Source organism: Streptomyces muensis (assembly GCF_021474425.1).
GTDB classification, from domain to species: Bacteria; Actinomycetota; Actinomycetes; order Streptomycetales; family Streptomycetaceae; genus Streptomyces; species Streptomyces muensis.
Genome location: NZ_JAKEIP010000097.1, coordinates 1 through 15,666, shown reverse-complemented (window position 1 = coordinate 15,666; position 15,666 = coordinate 1). Strand labels below are relative to the sequence as shown.

General features: G+C 70.9%; 15 protein-coding genes. 6 read left to right on the top strand and 9 right to left on the bottom strand.

Annotated features, from left to right (window positions below; genetic code table 11):
• Positions 1–23: 23 nt before the first annotated feature.
• Complete coding sequence (locus L0P92_RS22605; RefSeq protein WP_234764643.1) at positions 24–1,262, bottom strand: M20 family metallopeptidase; 1,239 nt, start codon at positions 1,260–1,262, stop codon at positions 24–26.
• A gap of 384 nt (positions 1,263–1,646) precedes the next feature.
• Between L0P92_RS22605 and L0P92_RS22600 the strand changes: the two genes are divergently transcribed.
• Complete coding sequence (locus L0P92_RS22600; protein WP_234764642.1) at positions 1,647–2,357, top strand: class I SAM-dependent methyltransferase; 711 nt, start codon at positions 1,647–1,649, stop codon at positions 2,355–2,357.
• A 112-nt stretch (positions 2,358–2,469) separates the two neighbouring features.
• On the opposite strand, the gene L0P92_RS22595 is transcribed toward L0P92_RS22600, so the two are convergent.
• Positions 2,470–3,084: a TetR/AcrR family transcriptional regulator gene (locus L0P92_RS22595; RefSeq protein WP_234764641.1), complete on the bottom strand. Its 615-nt coding sequence runs from the start codon at positions 3,082–3,084 to the stop codon at positions 2,470–2,472.
• A gap of 118 nt (positions 3,085–3,202) precedes the next feature.
• Between L0P92_RS22595 and L0P92_RS22590 the strand changes: the two genes are divergently transcribed.
• Entirely contained in the window at positions 3,203–4,228 is a 1,026-nt protein-coding gene (locus tag L0P92_RS22590) for a glycoside hydrolase family 113 protein (RefSeq protein ID WP_234764640.1), read from the top strand.
• Between the two features lie 51 nt (positions 4,229–4,279).
• On the opposite strand, the gene L0P92_RS22585 is transcribed toward L0P92_RS22590, so the two are convergent.
• The 3 genes from L0P92_RS22585 to L0P92_RS22575 all read right to left on the bottom strand — a co-directional run bounded on the left by L0P92_RS22585 (position 4,280) and on the right by L0P92_RS22575 (position 6,710).
• Positions 4,280–5,239 (bottom strand): CU044_5270 family protein, encoded by a 960-nt coding sequence (locus L0P92_RS22585; protein WP_234764639.1) that lies wholly within the window; start codon positions 5,237–5,239, stop codon positions 4,280–4,282.
• Positions 5,232–5,849 (bottom strand): RNA polymerase sigma factor, encoded by a 618-nt coding sequence (locus L0P92_RS22580; RefSeq protein ID WP_234764638.1) that lies wholly within the window; start codon positions 5,847–5,849, stop codon positions 5,232–5,234. The genes L0P92_RS22585 and L0P92_RS22580 overlap by 8 nt, the downstream gene beginning before the upstream one ends.
• A gap of 252 nt (positions 5,850–6,101) precedes the next feature.
• A complete protein-coding gene (locus tag L0P92_RS22575; protein ID WP_234764655.1) occupies positions 6,102–6,710 on the bottom strand; it encodes a CGNR zinc finger domain-containing protein in 609 nt (202 codons plus the stop codon).
• Positions 6,711–6,845: 135 nt separating this feature from the next.
• On the opposite strand from L0P92_RS22575, the gene L0P92_RS22570 reads away from it, so the two are divergent.
• Together L0P92_RS22570 and L0P92_RS22565 are read left to right on the top strand one after the other, a co-directional pair.
• Positions 6,846–7,589 carry a metallophosphoesterase gene (locus L0P92_RS22570; protein ID WP_234764637.1) on the top strand — a complete coding sequence of 248 codons (744 nt, stop codon included), beginning with the start codon at positions 6,846–6,848 and terminating at the stop codon, positions 7,587–7,589.
• 26 nt (positions 7,590–7,615) lie between these two features.
• Positions 7,616–8,242 (top strand): LysE family translocator, encoded by a 627-nt coding sequence (locus tag L0P92_RS22565; protein WP_234764636.1) that lies wholly within the window; start codon positions 7,616–7,618, stop codon positions 8,240–8,242.
• A gap of 5 nt (positions 8,243–8,247) precedes the next feature.
• Here the strand turns inward: L0P92_RS22565 and L0P92_RS22560 are convergent, their stop codons facing one another.
• The 4 genes from L0P92_RS22560 to L0P92_RS22545 all read right to left on the bottom strand — a co-directional run bounded on the left by L0P92_RS22560 (position 8,248) and on the right by L0P92_RS22545 (position 13,069).
• Positions 8,248–9,318, bottom strand: coding sequence for a hypothetical protein (locus L0P92_RS22560; RefSeq protein ID WP_234764654.1), 1,071 nt, complete (start codon positions 9,316–9,318; stop codon positions 8,248–8,250).
• Between the two features lie 124 nt (positions 9,319–9,442).
• Positions 9,443–10,381: an N-acetylneuraminate synthase family protein gene (locus tag L0P92_RS22555; RefSeq protein WP_234764635.1), complete on the bottom strand. Its 939-nt coding sequence runs from the start codon at positions 10,379–10,381 to the stop codon at positions 9,443–9,445.
• A gap of 13 nt (positions 10,382–10,394) precedes the next feature.
• On the bottom strand, positions 10,395–11,699 hold the full coding sequence (locus L0P92_RS22550) for an N-acylneuraminate cytidylyltransferase (protein ID WP_234764634.1): 1,305 nt from the start codon (positions 11,697–11,699) through the stop codon (positions 10,395–10,397).
• Between the two features lie 32 nt (positions 11,700–11,731).
• The gene (locus tag L0P92_RS22545; RefSeq protein ID WP_234764633.1) at positions 11,732–13,069 is read right to left on the bottom strand and encodes a DUF6716 putative glycosyltransferase; all 1,338 of its coding nucleotides are present in this window, start codon (positions 13,067–13,069) and stop codon (positions 11,732–11,734) included.
• 198 nt (positions 13,070–13,267) lie between these two features.
• On the opposite strand from L0P92_RS22545, the gene L0P92_RS22540 reads away from it, so the two are divergent.
• Entirely contained in the window at positions 13,268–14,248 is a 981-nt protein-coding gene (locus tag L0P92_RS22540) for a glycosyltransferase family 2 protein (protein WP_234764632.1), read from the top strand.
• Positions 14,248–15,666: polysialyltransferase family glycosyltransferase (locus L0P92_RS22535; protein WP_234764631.1), on the top strand; the 1,419-nt coding region annotated here is incomplete at its 3' end. The genes L0P92_RS22540 and L0P92_RS22535, both read left to right, overlap by 1 nt.

Genomic DNA, 15,666 nt, shown 5'->3' with positions numbered 1-15,666 from the left:
CGCAAGCGGAGGGGACAGTCCGCCTAACCGACGGAGTCGAGAAGCGCAGCCGCCGTGAACATCTCCACGCCCACCGTGATGGCGGACTCGTCCACGTCGAAGTCGCCCTGGTGGAGGTCCCGCCCGATGCGGTCACCCGGGTGGCGGGTGCCGAGCCGGGCCATGGCGCCGGTGACGTGCTCCAGGTACCAGGAGAAGTCCTCACCGCCGAGGCTCTGCTCGGTGCCCTCGACGGAGTCGGCGCCGCGGCGGGCGGTCATGGCGGCGCGCAGCAGTTCGGTGGCGTCCGGGTCGTTGACGACGGGCGGGACGCCACGGACGTAGTTGATCTCGGACTTGGCGCGGTGCAGGTTGGCGATCTCGTCGATGGCGGCGACGACGAGGTCGGGCGCCTGCCGCCAGGTGTCGAGGTTCAGGCAGCGCACGGTCCCGGAGAGCTCGGCGCGCTGCGGGATGACGTTGGGCGCGTGGCCGGACTCGATGCGGCCCCAGGTCACGGAGAGACCGCTACGGGCGTCGGCGCGCCGGGCGACGATCGCGGGGACGTCGGTGACGACCCGGGCGGCGGCGGTGACCAGGTCCGTGGTCAGGTGCGGGCGGGCGGTGTGCCCGCCGGGGCCGTCCAGGGCGATTTCGAGCCGGTCGCAGGCGGATGTGATCGGGCCCTGACGCAGGCCGATCTTCCCGGCGTCCACCTTGGGGTCGCAGTGCACGGCGAGGATCCGGCCCACGCCTTCGAGCCCGCCGCACTTGATCACGTCCAGGGCGCCGCCGGGGAGCACCTCCTCGGCGGGCTGGAAGAGCAGCCGGACGGGCCGGGGCAGCCGGCCCTGCTTGTGCAGCTCGGCGAGGACCAGGCCCGCGCCCAGTACGACGGTCGTGTGGACGTCGTGTCCGCAGGCGTGCGCGCGGTCCGGCACGGTGGAGCGATACGGGCACTCACTCTTCGTGTCCGGGATGGGCAGGCCGTCGATGTCGGCGCGCAGGGCGAGGAAGGACCGCTCGCCGTCCTGTTCCCCGGTCGTCCCGATCTCCCCGATGTCGCAGATGAGCCCGGTTCCGGAGTCGAGCACGCGGGGCTGGAGGCCGGCCTTCTCCAGGCGGCCCTTGATCGCGGCGGTGGTACGGAACTCCTGGTTGCCGAGCTCCGGGTGCATGTGCAAGTCACGCCGGAACTCGACGAGTTCCGCACGGAGCGCCTCCGGCAGGGTGCCGGGAAGTGCGGCTTCCCCGGTGCGATCGACCTCGGACTCTTGGGACATCAGTTGGTTCACCCTCTACAGGGTAGGACGCCGGGTGGCCAACTCTCCCTCGATCAACAAAAGTTCAACCCCTCAGGGGAAGAAAATCTGGCCGTTCGACGCATGGGTGCGGATGGAGATGGGTAGGTAGTTCTTTTCTCTACGCATACCACGTCCCGCGCTTCCCCGGCGGTTCTGTCCACCGGACGGGATGGCATGGCGGGGACAGCTTCGATCCCCGGGCCTTACCATCGCGCAACCTTCCGTCACACAGCGCACACGGCCGCCGTCCGTGCACACCAGCGCATCGTGACTCTTTGCCGCGGCCTGCGAACGTGGACAGCGTCAGCTCCAGTGCCCTCGACGAGCCACAGAGCCCCCCGTGCACTCGTTAGGGTGCGCCCTGTGAGCGACGAGAACCCTCAGAGCCCCCAGAGCCCCGCGATCACCGAATACACCGACTTCCTGGGGGCCACCAGAGCCTCGTACGACGTCATCGCCCCCGCCTACACCGAGGCCTTCCCCGACTGGTTTGCCGACAGCGCTCCTCTGGACCGCTCCCTGGTCACCACGTTCGCCGAGCTCGCCCGCGACAACGTCCCGGCGCCCGTCGCGGACCTCGGCAGTGGTCCTGGATACGTCACCGCCCGCCTCCACGCGCTCGGTCTGCCGGTGTTCGGTGTCGACATCTCGCCGCGGATGGTGGAGCTGGCCCGGCGCGCGCATCCCGAACTGCGGTTCCACGTGGGCTCGATGACGTCCCTGGACCTCCCGGACGACACGCTCGGCGGGATCATCGCGCTCTACTCCGTGATCCATGTCCCGACCGAGCATCTCGCCGCCACGTTCGCCGAGTTCCAGCGTGTCCTGGTGCCCGGCGGCCATGTGCTCCTCGCGTTCCAGTCGAGCCGGCCCGACGACCCCGACGAGGAGCATCTCCACCTAGCCGAACGCTTCGGTCACGCGATCTCACTCGACTGCTACTGGCGCTCGCCGGACACGGTCGCCGCCCACCTGTCCAAGGCGGACCTCCAGGTCCAGGCCCGCGTCCTGCGCGAACCGGCCGGCGAGGAGACGCGCCCACGTGGGTTCGTTCTGGCCCGCAAGCGGCCTTGACCTGAGCGGTGTCACTCGAACCCGAGCGGTCGCGTGACCTCATCCACGGGCTGGCGAAGGAGCTGTCGAAAACCCAACCTGCAGTCGGGCCACATCCCGTTCGCCCGGCCCGTCAGCCCGTACCGCGGCCGTGCAGGAGCGGCAGGTACACCTCGTCGACGATCTCGACGAGGACCTCGTCCGGCGCGGTGGGGACGCCGCGTACGACGAACTCGTTGCGGAGCAGGACGATCGCCGTTGTGGCGACCCTGGGGTGCAGCGCCTCCGGCGATGCCTCGCCGCGCGTGATCGCGCGTCCCAGGACGGTCAGCCAGGTGGCGGTCACGGCGTCGGTGGACTGCTCCGGCAGCTGGGCGAGGAACTCCGACGCGCCGCCGGCGGCAGCCATCAGGTCCCGCAGGATCGCCCCGAGGGGCGAGCTCCAGTGCCGGTTCGCCGCGCGCAGCAGTTCCAGGGCGTCGCCTCGCAGGCTGCCGGTGTCGGGCGGCTCGGCGGTCGTGGTCATCCGCCGGTATGCGGCGACGGCGAGGGCCAGGCGGTTCGGCCAGCGCCGGTAGAGGGCGTTCTTGTTGGTGCCGGCGCGTTTGGCGACCTGGTCCATCGTCAGCCCGGCGTATCCGGACTCGGTGAGTTCGTCGACGGCCGCCCGCAGGATCGCGTCTTCCAGGGCCGCGCCGCGGCGCCGGGTCTGTCCGGCTCCCGTCTGTCCTGTCGAAGCCTCCGCCATGGGTCCTTCCCGTGACCGGTACCAGTCGTTCCCTTCCATGGTGGTCTTGACCTCGGCTTGTCGGCAAATAGGGTACGTCACGTACCGTATCTATTCGTCGACCCGATGGGACCGCCGCATGCGCGCCAAAGGCATCACCTACGACACCGGCTTCATCCGCGGCAGCGGGATCTCCCGCGAGCACTTCGACCCTGCGGCGGTCGAGCGCGAACTCCGCGTCATCCGCGACGACCTGCACTGCACCGCGGTCCGTGTCGTGGGCGGCGACCCCGACCGGCTGGAGCAGGCCGCCCGCCTCGCTGCCGAGCTCGGTCTGGAGGTGTGGTTCTCGCCGTACCCGCTGGAACAGGGTGCCGAGGACATGCTGGCTCTGTTCGCCGACTGCGCCGAGCGGGCCGAGCGCCTACGGCAGCGCGGCGCCGAGGTCGTGTTCGTCACCGGCGCCGAGATGAGCATCATGAACCCCGGCTTCCTGCCCGGCGACACCGCCGACGAGCGCGTGGCGCTGCTGAGCCGGCCGGAGCGGCTGCGCGAACACATCGGCGCGGTCGGCGGACGGGTCAACGACTTCCTGGGCAAGGCCGCGGCCGTGGTCCGCGAACGCTTCGGCGGCCCCGTCACCTACGCCGCCGTGCCGCTGGACGGCGTGGACTGGACGCCCTTCGACATCGTTTCCCTGGACCTGTATCGATCCGCCGACAACGCCGGCCAGTTCGCCGACGGTGTCCGCGCCCTGGTCGCGCAGGGCAAGCCGGTCGCGATCACCGAGTTCGGCTCGGCCACCTACCGCGGCGCGGGCGCCGCTGGTGCCCGCGGCCTGGAGATCGTCGAGAACGACCCCGACAGCGGCCGGCCCCTCCGGCTGAAGGGCGAGTACGCCCGCGACGAGGCAGGTCAGGCCGCGTACCTGCGCGAACTTCTGGAGGTGTTCGACACCGAGGGCGTCGATACGACGTTCGTGTTCCTGTTCGCCCTGCACTCCCATCCGCACCGCCCCGACGGCGACCCCCGCGACGACCTGGACCTGGCCGGCTACGGCATCGTCAAGGTCCTCGAGAACACCTACGGGGACGCCTACCCCGACATGCCGTGGGAACCCAAGGCCGCGTTCGGCGCCGTCGCCGAGTACCACCACGGGCACTGAGCATCGAACCAGCTGGTCGGCCTGGAACCGGGCCGACCAGCCGGGTCTGGGCTAGGGGTACTGCTTCAAGCGGTCGACGATCGCCCACTCCACCACGTGGGACAGCTGGACGTACGTCTGCTTGCCGGAGCGGGAGGTCCGCACGTCGCGGAAGCCCAGGAACTCGTAGGACCTCGGGTCGAAGATGAGGTACTTGTCCTTCTGGCGCGGCTCCTCGGCGTAGGAGATGCCCACCCCGGCGCGGCCGGCGGAGTCCTTCATCCCCGGGGTCGTCCTGACCCCGGGCACCAGGGCCAGCGCCTGGTACGCGGCGGGGCGCAGTCCCTCGGGCAGCACCGGCCACTTCAGCAGCTCGCCCAGCATGAAGTAGGCGTCGTACCAGTCCCATTCGGTGAAGTCGTCGAGGGACTTGTCGGATGTGCCGGAGCCGGCGATGGCCTGGATGAGCTTCTCCGGGTCGGTGGGCATTTTCTGCAGCTTGCTCCACTCCCGAGGTGGCCACACGCTGCTCTTCCCCATGGGCTCCTCCCAGATCACCCGGCCGAGCTCCATGGTCAGGGATCGCTTGGAGCCGTCCACCGAGTCCCAGTTCTCGTCCACGTAGGTCTTGACCTCGCCGGTCTTCCGCTCCGTCTCCTCGATGACCCGCTTGGAGTAGATGAACTGGTCGTCACGCGGCGCCACGGGCTTCTCGTGCCTGCTCGCGAATGCCGCCGCCCCGTTCAGCACCGTCACGGCGGCGGCGTTGCGCATCCGGGGGGCGTTCGTGCCGGCGCGGCCGCCCTCGTCGCCGTCCGCGGTGATCACGACTGCTGTGCCCGCCACCGCCATGGTGACCACCGCGGCCGCCGCGAGGCGCAGCGCGTGGCGGCGGCTGGGTGCGGGGCCGGGGTGCCGCTCCGTGCGCTTGATCGTGTTGAGCAGTCGGTGGCGGGCCTGTGCTCGGGTCGGTTCGGTGAGCGGGGCCGCGTCCGCGTCCCAGTTTCGCAGGAGTTCGAGTTCGTCAGTCATGGCCGGATACCTCTCGCAGTGTCGTCGGATCGGATCCGCCCAACGCTTCGCGTAGCTTGCTGCGAGCCCGGTGCAGTCGTGATCTGACCGTGCCGACGGGGACACCGAGGGCCTGGGCCACCTCGTCGTAGCCGAGGCCGCCCCACGCCACCAGCAGCAGCACGTCCCGGTGCCGCGCCGGCAGTGCGGCCAGTGCCGCCGCCAGCTCGCGGCGCACGGCCTGTGCCCCCACCCGGGCCGCGGCCCGGTCGGCCAGCGGCTCCTCGTGGTCGGCGGGGGCCGGGATGCGGGCCAGGGCCTTGAACCGGCGGGCCTCGGCCCGCCGGTGCCGGCCGACCAGGTTGGTCGCGATCCCGAACAGCCAGGGCCGGGCGTCGTCGCCCGCGGCCCGCGCCGGGTCGTACCGGTGCCGCTGCTGGAAGGCAGTGGTGAAGGTCTCCGCCATGAGGTCGTCGGCCGACTCGCCGCCGAGCCTGCGGGCCAGATAACGGTGTACCGCATCCGCGTGCCGGTCGAAGAGCACGGCGAACGCCTCGGGCTCGTCCCGGGACCGCGCAATCACCGAGGCATCGCTGTCCGCCCCCGTGCGGACGCCTGGCTCGACGGTCATCGGGGCTCCTCTCGTTCTGGGAACGCTTCGAAGGCTTGGGCTTTCATCTCTCCTTCGCCCATCGCCCCCGGTGAGTTCCCTCGGGGCCCCTGGCCACTGGTCCCTAGTGGCCGGACACCGTCATCACCCACCTGGCCGAGGCGGACCTCCAGCTCCAGGCCAACGTCCCGCGCGAGCCGGCCGGCGAGGAGAAGCGCCCGCGCCCGTTCGTCCCGGCCCGCAAGCAGCCGTGATCCACGCGGCCCGTTCGCATCACTGGCCGCCGTCAGTGGCCGTGCGCTGACGCCGGTAGTGCCGAGCCGCTCGGGCGCGGTTCCCGCACGACGGCTTGCACCATTCCTGCCGCCCGTGGCTCTTGACGAAATAGCGCACACAGCGGGGCGCGGTACAGGCGCGCAACTGCTCGCGCTGCGGGCCGCTGAGGAAGTCGATGGCGGCGCGGGCCAGGGCTGCCACGAGCCGGACCTTCGGGTCGTCCTCGGCCGACAGCAGATGTGCCGTGGGGGCACCGTCCGACGGCCAGTCCAGTTGCGGTACGACCGTTTCACGGGCGGCGACCGCGTTGAGGTGGGCCAGTGCCTGGTCGGCCGGCATGAGTCGGCGGGCGTCCGCCGAGCTGGGGGGAGCGGGGCTGACCGCTCGGGCGAACAGCGCTCGGACCGCGCGGCGCAGCTCGATGATCTCCACTCTCAGCTCGTCGTCCGCTGCCATGTCCCCGGCCGGGACATGGCCGGCCAGCAGGTCCGGCCGTGCCTGGATCCAGCGGGTCACTCCGTCGGTCGTGGCGAGGTCGTCGGTGACACCGCCGTCTCCGTCGTGGCGGATCGTGCTCGCCAGTTCCAGTGCCGGCCAGCGCTCCATCGGCGTCTCCTCCCCTGCCTCGTCGTCGACCACTTGATCACATTCGCGCGTACACCCTAAAGTCTCTAACGGAAAAGTGAGATTTACCGTTAGGCATCGAGGCGGGGACCACCCTGCCCGGGAGGGGGACCGAGCATGACGGTGCTGCTTGCCCAGATCAGTGACCTGCACCTGGACGGCAGTGAGAGGGCCACCCGGCGCGCCGAAAGCGTCATGAACCATCTGCGGGCCCTTCCTCGTCCGGTCGATGCGCTCCTGGTCACAGGAGACATCGCCGATCACGGAGCCGAGGCCGAGTACGAGGAGGCGGCTCGCATTCTCACGGCCCCCTTCCCCGTGCTCCCCTGCCCCGGCAACCACGACGCGCGTCCGGCCTACCGCAAGGCCCTGCTCGGGGAGGCACCCGACGACGGCCCCGTGAACCGGATCCACCACATCGCCGGGGCCGCCATCCTGATGTGCGACTCCACCATCCCCGGCCGTGACGAGGGGCGCCTCGACGACCGGACACTCGACTGGATCGACGCCCGGCTGGCCGAACTGCCGCAGCACACCCCGGCACTGATCGCCTTCCACCAGCCGCCGGTCGAACTCCACCACCCGCTGCCCGACTCCGGGATGCTGGAACAACCCGGACGGCTGGCCGCCCTGCTCGACACGCACCCGCAGGTCGTCGCCGTCCTGACCGGACACGCCCACACCGCTGCCGCCTCGACCTTCGCCGCCCGTCCCCTGATCGTCGGGCCTGCCGTCACCTGGACCCTGCGTATGCCCTGGGAAGGCGACCGGCCCGCGGACCGCGACCAGCCACCCGGCCTCGCCTTCCACGTCCTGGGCGACGACCGACGCCTGACCACCCACTACCGCGTCGTGCTCTGACCCCACCCGCCCGACCGGGAGACAACATGGTCCACCCCTGTGCCGTGCTCGGGTTTCTGGCGGCGGTGCTCCCCCTGGTCGCCACCCCCGGAGCGAGCCTGACCCTTCTGGCCCAGCACGTCAGCGTCGACGGCCGCCGCCAAGCCCTCCCCGTCGTCCTCGGCACGGCCACCGGACTGTACGTGCACGCCGCTCTCGCGGCGGCCGGCCTGTCGGCCCTGGTCATGCATTCCAGCCGGGCCTTCACCGCAGTCAAGTTCATCGGCGCCGCGTACCTCATCGGCCTCGGCCTATGGACGTGGCGCTCCGCCACGGCATCGGCGCGCGCTCCCGTCCGCCGGTCCCAACCGGCGCCGTCGGGCTCCGTCTACGCCCAGGCCCTGCTCGCCAATGTCCTCAACCCGAAGGCGGCCTCCATCTACTTGACCCTGGTTCCCCAGTTCATCGAAGCCGATCGCCCCTTCGGCGGCCAGATCCTCACCCTGGCCAGCGCCCACGCGCTGCTGATCACGGCTTGGCTCCTCATCTGGACCGTCCTCATCCGGCGCGCCTCAGGCACCGTGCGGAAACCCCGCTTCAGACGCATGAGCGCCAGGATCGCAGCCGTGGTGCTCCTCGCCCTCGGGATCCGAGCCGCCGCAGCCCCGGGGTGACGGTCCTACACCGCGGTCACGGCAGCAAGCCGGTGCACATCCCGGGCCGTCCCGGTGACCCCCGACAAGAACCCCTGCGCCCGAGGCGAGGCATTCTCCGTGAGCCACGCCGGGTCGATGTCGCACACCGCGACGCGCACCTCCGTGCCGGACAGGGCCAGCGGCAGGGTGTGTACGACGGTGGACGGGAAGCTCAGGATCGTACGGCCGATCGGGCCCCGCCGGGCGATCAGCTCCAGCGGCAGATCCGGCCGTACGACCTCCAACCCCGTCTCCACCGCCAGCCGGTGCAGCTTCTCCGCGCTTTCCCTCCGGTGGGCGAAGTAGCGGGTGGCGCCGTGGGCCCTGGCCAGGGAGCGGACGGCCTCCAGGTAGCGGTCGCCGTCGACGACGCCGGTCTCGACCAGCGAGGTGCCCACCATGTCCGCGCCCTTGGTGATGCGGGGCGGGCCGAAGCGGTCACGGGTCCAGGCGAAGGTGTTGGCGGTGATCGTCACGCCCTGGAGGGTCTCCTCCATCGGCATGGAGGAGAAGATCTCGACCTTGCGGTGGTCGCTCGGGGTGAGGCGCTTGCGGGCCGCCGACGACACCGGCGCGAAGACCAGGTCACGGGGACCGGGGCGGCCGCCCTTGCGGTGCCAGCGGACCAGGCGTTCGCCGCGGGCGAGTTGGGCGACGAACTCCATGGTCGCCGTGCCGTCGTCGACGACGACCAGGTCGCGGGCCCGCGTGATCGTCAACAGCAGCTGCACATACCGCGAGAACGGGTCGCCCAGGACCACCCTGTCCGCCCGGCGGAGCAGGCCCGCGAGGCCGCCGATGGTCTGGAACGGGGCCGCCGCGCCGCCCCGCGCCTCCTCCCAGCGGACCTCGTGACCGTCCTCGCGGGCCAGTTCGGCCATCCGGCGCAGCTGGCCGCGGGTCATGGGGTCGATCGGGGACAGGACGACGAGTGTGAGGCCCGTGTCGGCGCCGGGCTCGCGGGCGTGCGCCCACTCCAGCACGTTCAGGAGCTGTACCGGACTCTCGACGAAGGCGAGAGTGTGGGGGCCGGTGTTCCCGGCGCGGGGGCTCATCGACGTACGACCGTCCCGTCGTAAGGCGCTCATGCGGCGCTCGTATGCAGAAGTCGCTGGAACTGGCTCCGAGTCCGAGCGCTCGCGTTCGGAGCACTCGGACCCGGATTCAGCAGGAGCTGTCTCAGACCTGGACCGGCTCGCCCGCCGCCGCGGCGATCTCCGCCTCGGCGACCACGCCGGCGACGCGGCGCAGCTTCTTCATCGGGCCGAGCTCGGAGTCGTAGACCTTCTTGACGCCGTCACCGAGGGAGGCCTCGATGGTGCGGATGTCGCGGACGAGGCGGGTCAGGCCCTGCGGCTCGACCGAGGCGGCCTGGTCGGAGCCCCACATCGCGCGGTCCAGGGTGATGTGGCGCTCGACGAAGACGGCGCCGAGGGCGACCGCGGCCAGCGTGGTCTGCAGGCCCGTCTCGTGGCCGGAGTAGCCGATCGGGACGTTCGGGAACTCCTTCTCCAGGGTGTTGATCGCGCGGAGGTTGAGCTCCTCGGCCTTCGCCGGGTAGGTGGAGGTGGCGTGACACATGACGATGTTGTCGGAGCCGAGGACCTCGACGGCGTGGCGGATCTGCTTCGGGGTCGACATGCCGGTGGAGAGGATGACGGCGCGGCCGGTCGCGCGCAGGGCGCGCAGCAGCTCGTCGTCCGTGAGGGACGCGCTCGCGACCTTGTGGGCGGGGACGTCGAACTTCTCCAGGAAGGCGACGGCCTCGGTGTCCCACGGGGAGGCGAACCAGTCGATCCCCTTCTCCTTGCAGTACTCGTCGATCTGGCGGTACTCGTCCTCACCGAACTCCACGCGGTGGCGGTAGTCGATGTAGGTCATCCGGCCCCAGGGGGTGTCGCGCTCGATGTCCCACTGGTCGCGGGGGGTGCAGATCTCCGGGGTGCGCTTCTGGAACTTGACGGCGTCGCAGCCGGCCTCGGCGGCCACGTCGATGAGCTTGAAGGCGTTCTCCAGCTCACCGTTGTGGTTGATGCCGATCTCGCCGCAGATGTAGACGGGCTTGCCCGGGCCGACCTCACGCGAACCGAACGAGCGCAGACGGGAGTTGGTGCTCATGGCAGAGATGTCCTTACTTGGTGAGGGAGTCGAGAGAGGGGCCGAGGATCCAGCTGGCGATCTCTCGGATGGCGCCGTCGCCACCGGGGGTGGTGGTGACCGCGCGTGCGGCGCCGCGCACGACGTCGTGGGCGCTCGCGACCGCCACGGGCCAGCCCACGAGGGCGAAGCACGGGAGGTCGTTGACGTCGTTGCCGACGTAGAGCACGCGCTCAGGCGCGATGCCCTGCTCCTCGCACCACTGTTTGAGTGCGAGGTCCTTCCGGTCGATGCCGTGCAGCACGGGGAGCTTGAGCTTCCGTGCGCGGGCGGCGACGACCGGGTTCTGCTCCGTGGACAGGACCAGCATCCTCAGGCCGCTCTTGCGCAGGGCGGCGATGCCGAGGCCGTCTCCGCGGTGCACGGAGACGAACTCCTTTCCATCGGCATCGATCAGCACCCGGTCATCGGTCTGGGTGCCGTCGAAGTCCAGTACGACCGCGTCGATGTCGTCCGTGGTCGGGAGGGCGCCGGGCCGGTCCGCGTCGAACAGCGGCGCCAGCGCCCGGGCGCGGGCCAGGTCGTGCGGGTCGTCGATCTCCAGGACCCGGGCCGGGTCGGTGCGGACGAGTTCCGTACGGCCGAAGAAGCGGTGCTTGTGCTCGCGGAAGCCGCGGGCGTCCATCGCGTAGGCGGCGCCGGTCTCCAGGAAGTCCTGGGGGCGGTCCTGGCGGCGCGGGCGGAAGGACTTGTCGTGGTTGACGCCGTAGCCGCCGCCGGAGGTGGTGGTGCGGGTGGCCACGGTGTCCGTGCCGGCCTGCACCGCATGGCGCTCGGCGCGTACGGCGGCCGTGGGCTCGTCGTCGCCGTGGCGCCAGACGAAGCCGTGGAAGGGCGCGACGGTCAGCGCGGTGTCGGCGCCGTTGGCGACGATCGCCTTGACGACGCCGTCGAGGTCCTCGCGGACGATGAACGGGCTGGTGCACTGCACGAGCAGCACCACGTCCACCGGCGCGCCGTGCAGCGCCTCGTGGGCGTCCATGGCGTGCAGTACGGCCGCCTCGGAGGTGGCGGTGTCGCCGGCGATGGCGGCGGGGCGCAGCACGACCTCGGCGCCGGCCTGCCGGGCGGCGGCCGCGATGCCCTGGTCGTCGGTGGAGACGACGACGTCCGTGACGAGTCTGGAGGCCCGGCACTCACGCACGGCCCGCGAGACCAGCGGTACGCCGCCGACGGGGGCGAGGTTCTTCGCGGGCACGCCCTTGGAGCCGCCCCGCGCGGGGATCACGGCCAGCACGCGCGGCACCGAAGTGCCTTGCCCTGCTTCCGGGTTGGACATGGGTTCTGCTCCTTGACGTGGGGTCTGGCGGCTCACAGCTCGCCCATCCGCCGGATGACCGGCGCCACCCGCTGCACGCCGTGCCGGTAGGCACCGCGCGCCGCCCGGCGCACTATCTGACGGACCGGTCCGGGTTCCTTGTCGGCTGTGGGTGCCCCCGGCAGGACGCTGCCGTCGGGGCCGAGGTGATGGCGGGCGAGGATGCCGGGGAGATAGCCGGGCGCGGTGGCCGGCGTGTAGTACGGCGTGAGGGCGGGCAGTCCGCCGGGCCGCGCGAGCAGCTTGGCGATGCGTTCGCGGGCCGCGTCGAAGGCGGTGGCGTAGGTGCCGTCGGCGCAGACGCCCTGCCGGGACACCCACTCCTCGTCGGGCGCCGGCCGGTGTCCCTCGTCGAGCTGGTCCCAGGAGGCGAGGCAGCCGGAGCCCACGAAGTGGTGGTTGCCGAGCGTCTCGCGTACACCGAGGTCGGTGAGGACGACGGTGGGGATACGGCGGTGCAGCGACTCCAGCGCCGCCGTGGAGCTGATGGTGACCAGCAGGTCGGTGCGGTCGAGGACCTCGCCCATGTTGCCGTACACCAGACGGAAGTTGGCCGGCGGTTCGAGCCGCTGGACCAGCTTCTGGTACGGCAGTTCCTCGATGTGCGTGGTGTGTTCGCCCGGCTTGGAGCGCAGTTTGAGCAGCACCTCGCGCTCGGGGTGCCTGCGGGCGTGCTGGATGAGGCGGTTCAGCAGGTAGGTACGGTCCCTGCGGTTGTCCGGCACGGAGGGCTGCGCGGCAAAGACGACCGTGTAGGGCCTGCCCTCCTGCTCGGTGGACGGGCCGGGCTCGCCGGCGTAGGGCTCGCCGCCGAGGAAGGGCAGCGCCACCTCGGTCACGGCGGAGGCGTCGGCGCCGACCCCCTCGTACACCGCGCGGAACCGCTCGGCGTCCTGCCGGGAGTTGGCGAGGACCAGGTCCGCGCCATGTCGCAGCAGCAGGCCGTCGGCGAGCTTCTCGTAGACGACGCCGACATAGCCGGTGACGACGACGGGCCGCTCGCCCTTGCCCTCCCAGACCCGCTTCAGGCCGTGCAGCACGGCCTGTACTCCGCCGCCCACGAGGGCGAGGACCAGGACGTCGTACGACTCCTGCCCCATGGTGCGCAGGAACTCGACCGCGGTCACCTCACGGAGGGAGTCGGCGTGGACGCCGACTTCCTGGAGCTGGCGGGGGGTGGGGGTGGCCCGGCCACGCAGGAGATATCCGTCCAAACAGATGTCCGAATTCTCCGGGGCGATACGGTTCGCGGTGAGCGCGCCCCATTTCCACCGGGTATCGGAATCCGCGAGTACGGCAACTCGCCGGGTCTTCGTCGCACTTGCTGGCACGTCGAAGACGCTAGGAAGCGATTGAGAGGTTCTGCCCAACCCGAATGCAACAAACGGTTAACAGCACATCGACGAACGGCGAATCGGCGTCCGGAGCAGCCGAGAAAAAGCCTGGTTCACGGCATCGCCACGCGTCGTTCACCTGACATCAAGCTCCGGGTAAAGACGGGTGACGGACCGCCCCCTAACGTCCTTCGCGTGGTCAAGCTCTCCGTCATCGTGCCGTTCTACAACGTGCAGCAATACGCGCCAGACACCCTGAAGAGCCTGCGGGCGAACTCACGTGAGGACTTCGAGTTCATCCTCGTCGACGACTGCTCGACCGACGGGACACCGGACCTGCTCGCGCGCGCGGAGCGTGCGCTGCCGGGCGCGGTGGTCGTCCGACACGAGCGGAACGGAGGACTGGCCACCGCGCGGAACACGGGCATCGACAAGGCGCGCGGCGAGTACCTGACGTTCCTGGACGGCGACGACTGGCTCGCCCCCGGCTACTTCCCCCAACTCCTCTCCGTGATCGAGGAGTTGGGCTGCGACTTCGTACGCACCGACCATGTGCAGTCCACCGGGCGGGCGCGCAGCATCCACCGGGTGCCGCACGGCCGGCGTTGGACGGTCATGAACCCGCGCGAGGCGATCCTGCCCGCCGACCGGTCGACGTCCGTGGACTACGCGTACGCGTGGGCGGGCATCTACCACCGCAGGCTGGTCGACCGCGGAATCCTGCAGTTCACCCACGGACTGCGCACCGCCGAGGACCGGCCGTGGATCTGGAAACTGCACCGGGAGGCGGAGTCCTTCGCGGTGGTGGGACTGCTGGGCGTCTACTACCGGCGTGGAGTGGCCTCTTCGCTCACCCAGATCGGTGATGTCCGGCAGCTCGATTTCATTCGCGCGTTCGACCAGGTAATCGATGAAACCGCGGCTGACCCCGAGGCCGATAAACTGCTTCCGAAAGCCGTGCGCACCTATTGCGCGATCATGGCTCATCATCTCGGACAAATCGAGAGGTTCGAACCCGCCGTGGCTCGAAAACTGCGCTCGATGAGCGCCGCCGCCCTGAAAAGAATGCCGCAGGACGTGCTCGCGGAGGTCATGGACTCGATGGACGCACAGCGCGCCGCCCGGCTGCGGCGGGTGCGCCGCCGCTCGATCGGAACCCGGACGGTGGCCGCCTGATGCCACGCACCACCCAGATCTTCTGCGCCTCCACGCTGTACGGCGCCACGACCCTGGCCGCCGCCCTGGACGCCGGGCTCTTCGAACCGGCCGACCGGCGACTGCTGCTGGTCACCAACAACGCGACCAACCCCGAGATCACCGCGTCCGTCGACACGATGCCGGGCTTCGAGCTGCTGCGTGAGCGCTTCGACGAGGTGCTGTCCTGGAACGCGACCATCGCCCCGTTCCACCCGAGCGGCTGGTCGCCCCGCGCCGACGACATCCCCATGTGGGAGCGGTACGTACGGCTGCTGTGGAACCTCGGCGACGACGAGGTGCGGCTGGCCGTCGAGTCCGTCCAGGTCAATCCGGCCCTCGCGCTGTGCCAGCTGTTCACCGGCGCTCCCGTCGACGTCTACGCCGACGGCCTCATAAGCTACGGCCCCACGCGCGACAAGATCGACCCGCTGGTCGGCACCCGTATCGGCCGGCTGCTGCACCTCGATCTGGTCCCGGGCCTCACCCCGCTGCTGCTCACCGAGTTCGGTGTGCCGGCCGAACTGGTGCCGGCCGAGGCGTTCCTGAAGGTGCTCGGTGAACTCGCCGAGACGGAGACCGAGTTGGCCTCCGCGTCCGGCGGCGACCGGCCGGCCCTGCTGCTCGGCCAGTACCTCTCCGCCCTCGGCATCCTCAGCGACGCCGAGGAGGAGGACCTGCACCGGCAGATGGTGCGCGGCGCCGTGGCGCTCGGCCACCGCCGGCTCGTGTTCAAGCCGCACCCCCTCGCACCGGCCCGCTGGTCGCGGCTCCTGGAGGACGAGGCGTCGAAGCTGGGCGCCGAACTCACCCTGCTGGACCGGCCCGTCCTCGCCGAGGTCGCCTTCCAGCGGCTGAAGCCCGCCCTGGTCGTCGGCTGCTTCTCCACCGCGCTGCTCACCGCCGCCGGCCTGTACGGCCTGCCGGTCGCGCGGGTCGGCACCGACACCGTGCTGGCCCGGCTCGCGCCCTACCAGAACAGCAACCGGGTACCGCTGACCATCGTCGACGCCCTGCTCCCCGACATCGCCGACGGCTCCGCGGTGACCGGATGGGCGATGCCGCCGCGTGAACGGGTGGCCGAACTGTCCGCGCTGCTCGAGGCGGTCGGCTTCGCGATGCAGCCGAAGATCTACCCGGGGCTGCGCGAAGCGGCCGAGGCCTACCTGACCAAGCACCTCAACCCGCACACCTGGCGCTACTTCAAGCGCAAGCGCCTGACCTCGCTGGCCCTGCCCGGCGCCGTACCGGCCCAGCTCTCCTTCATCCCGCGCAACGCGACCGTACGCCGACTGGCGCGCCGGGCGCGGGCACTGCAGCGCGCGACGGTGGCGGTGGGGGGGGTGGAGGGGCGCTGGGGCGGTGCGGGGCCGGGCCGGGGGCGCGGGGGCAGGCGCGTG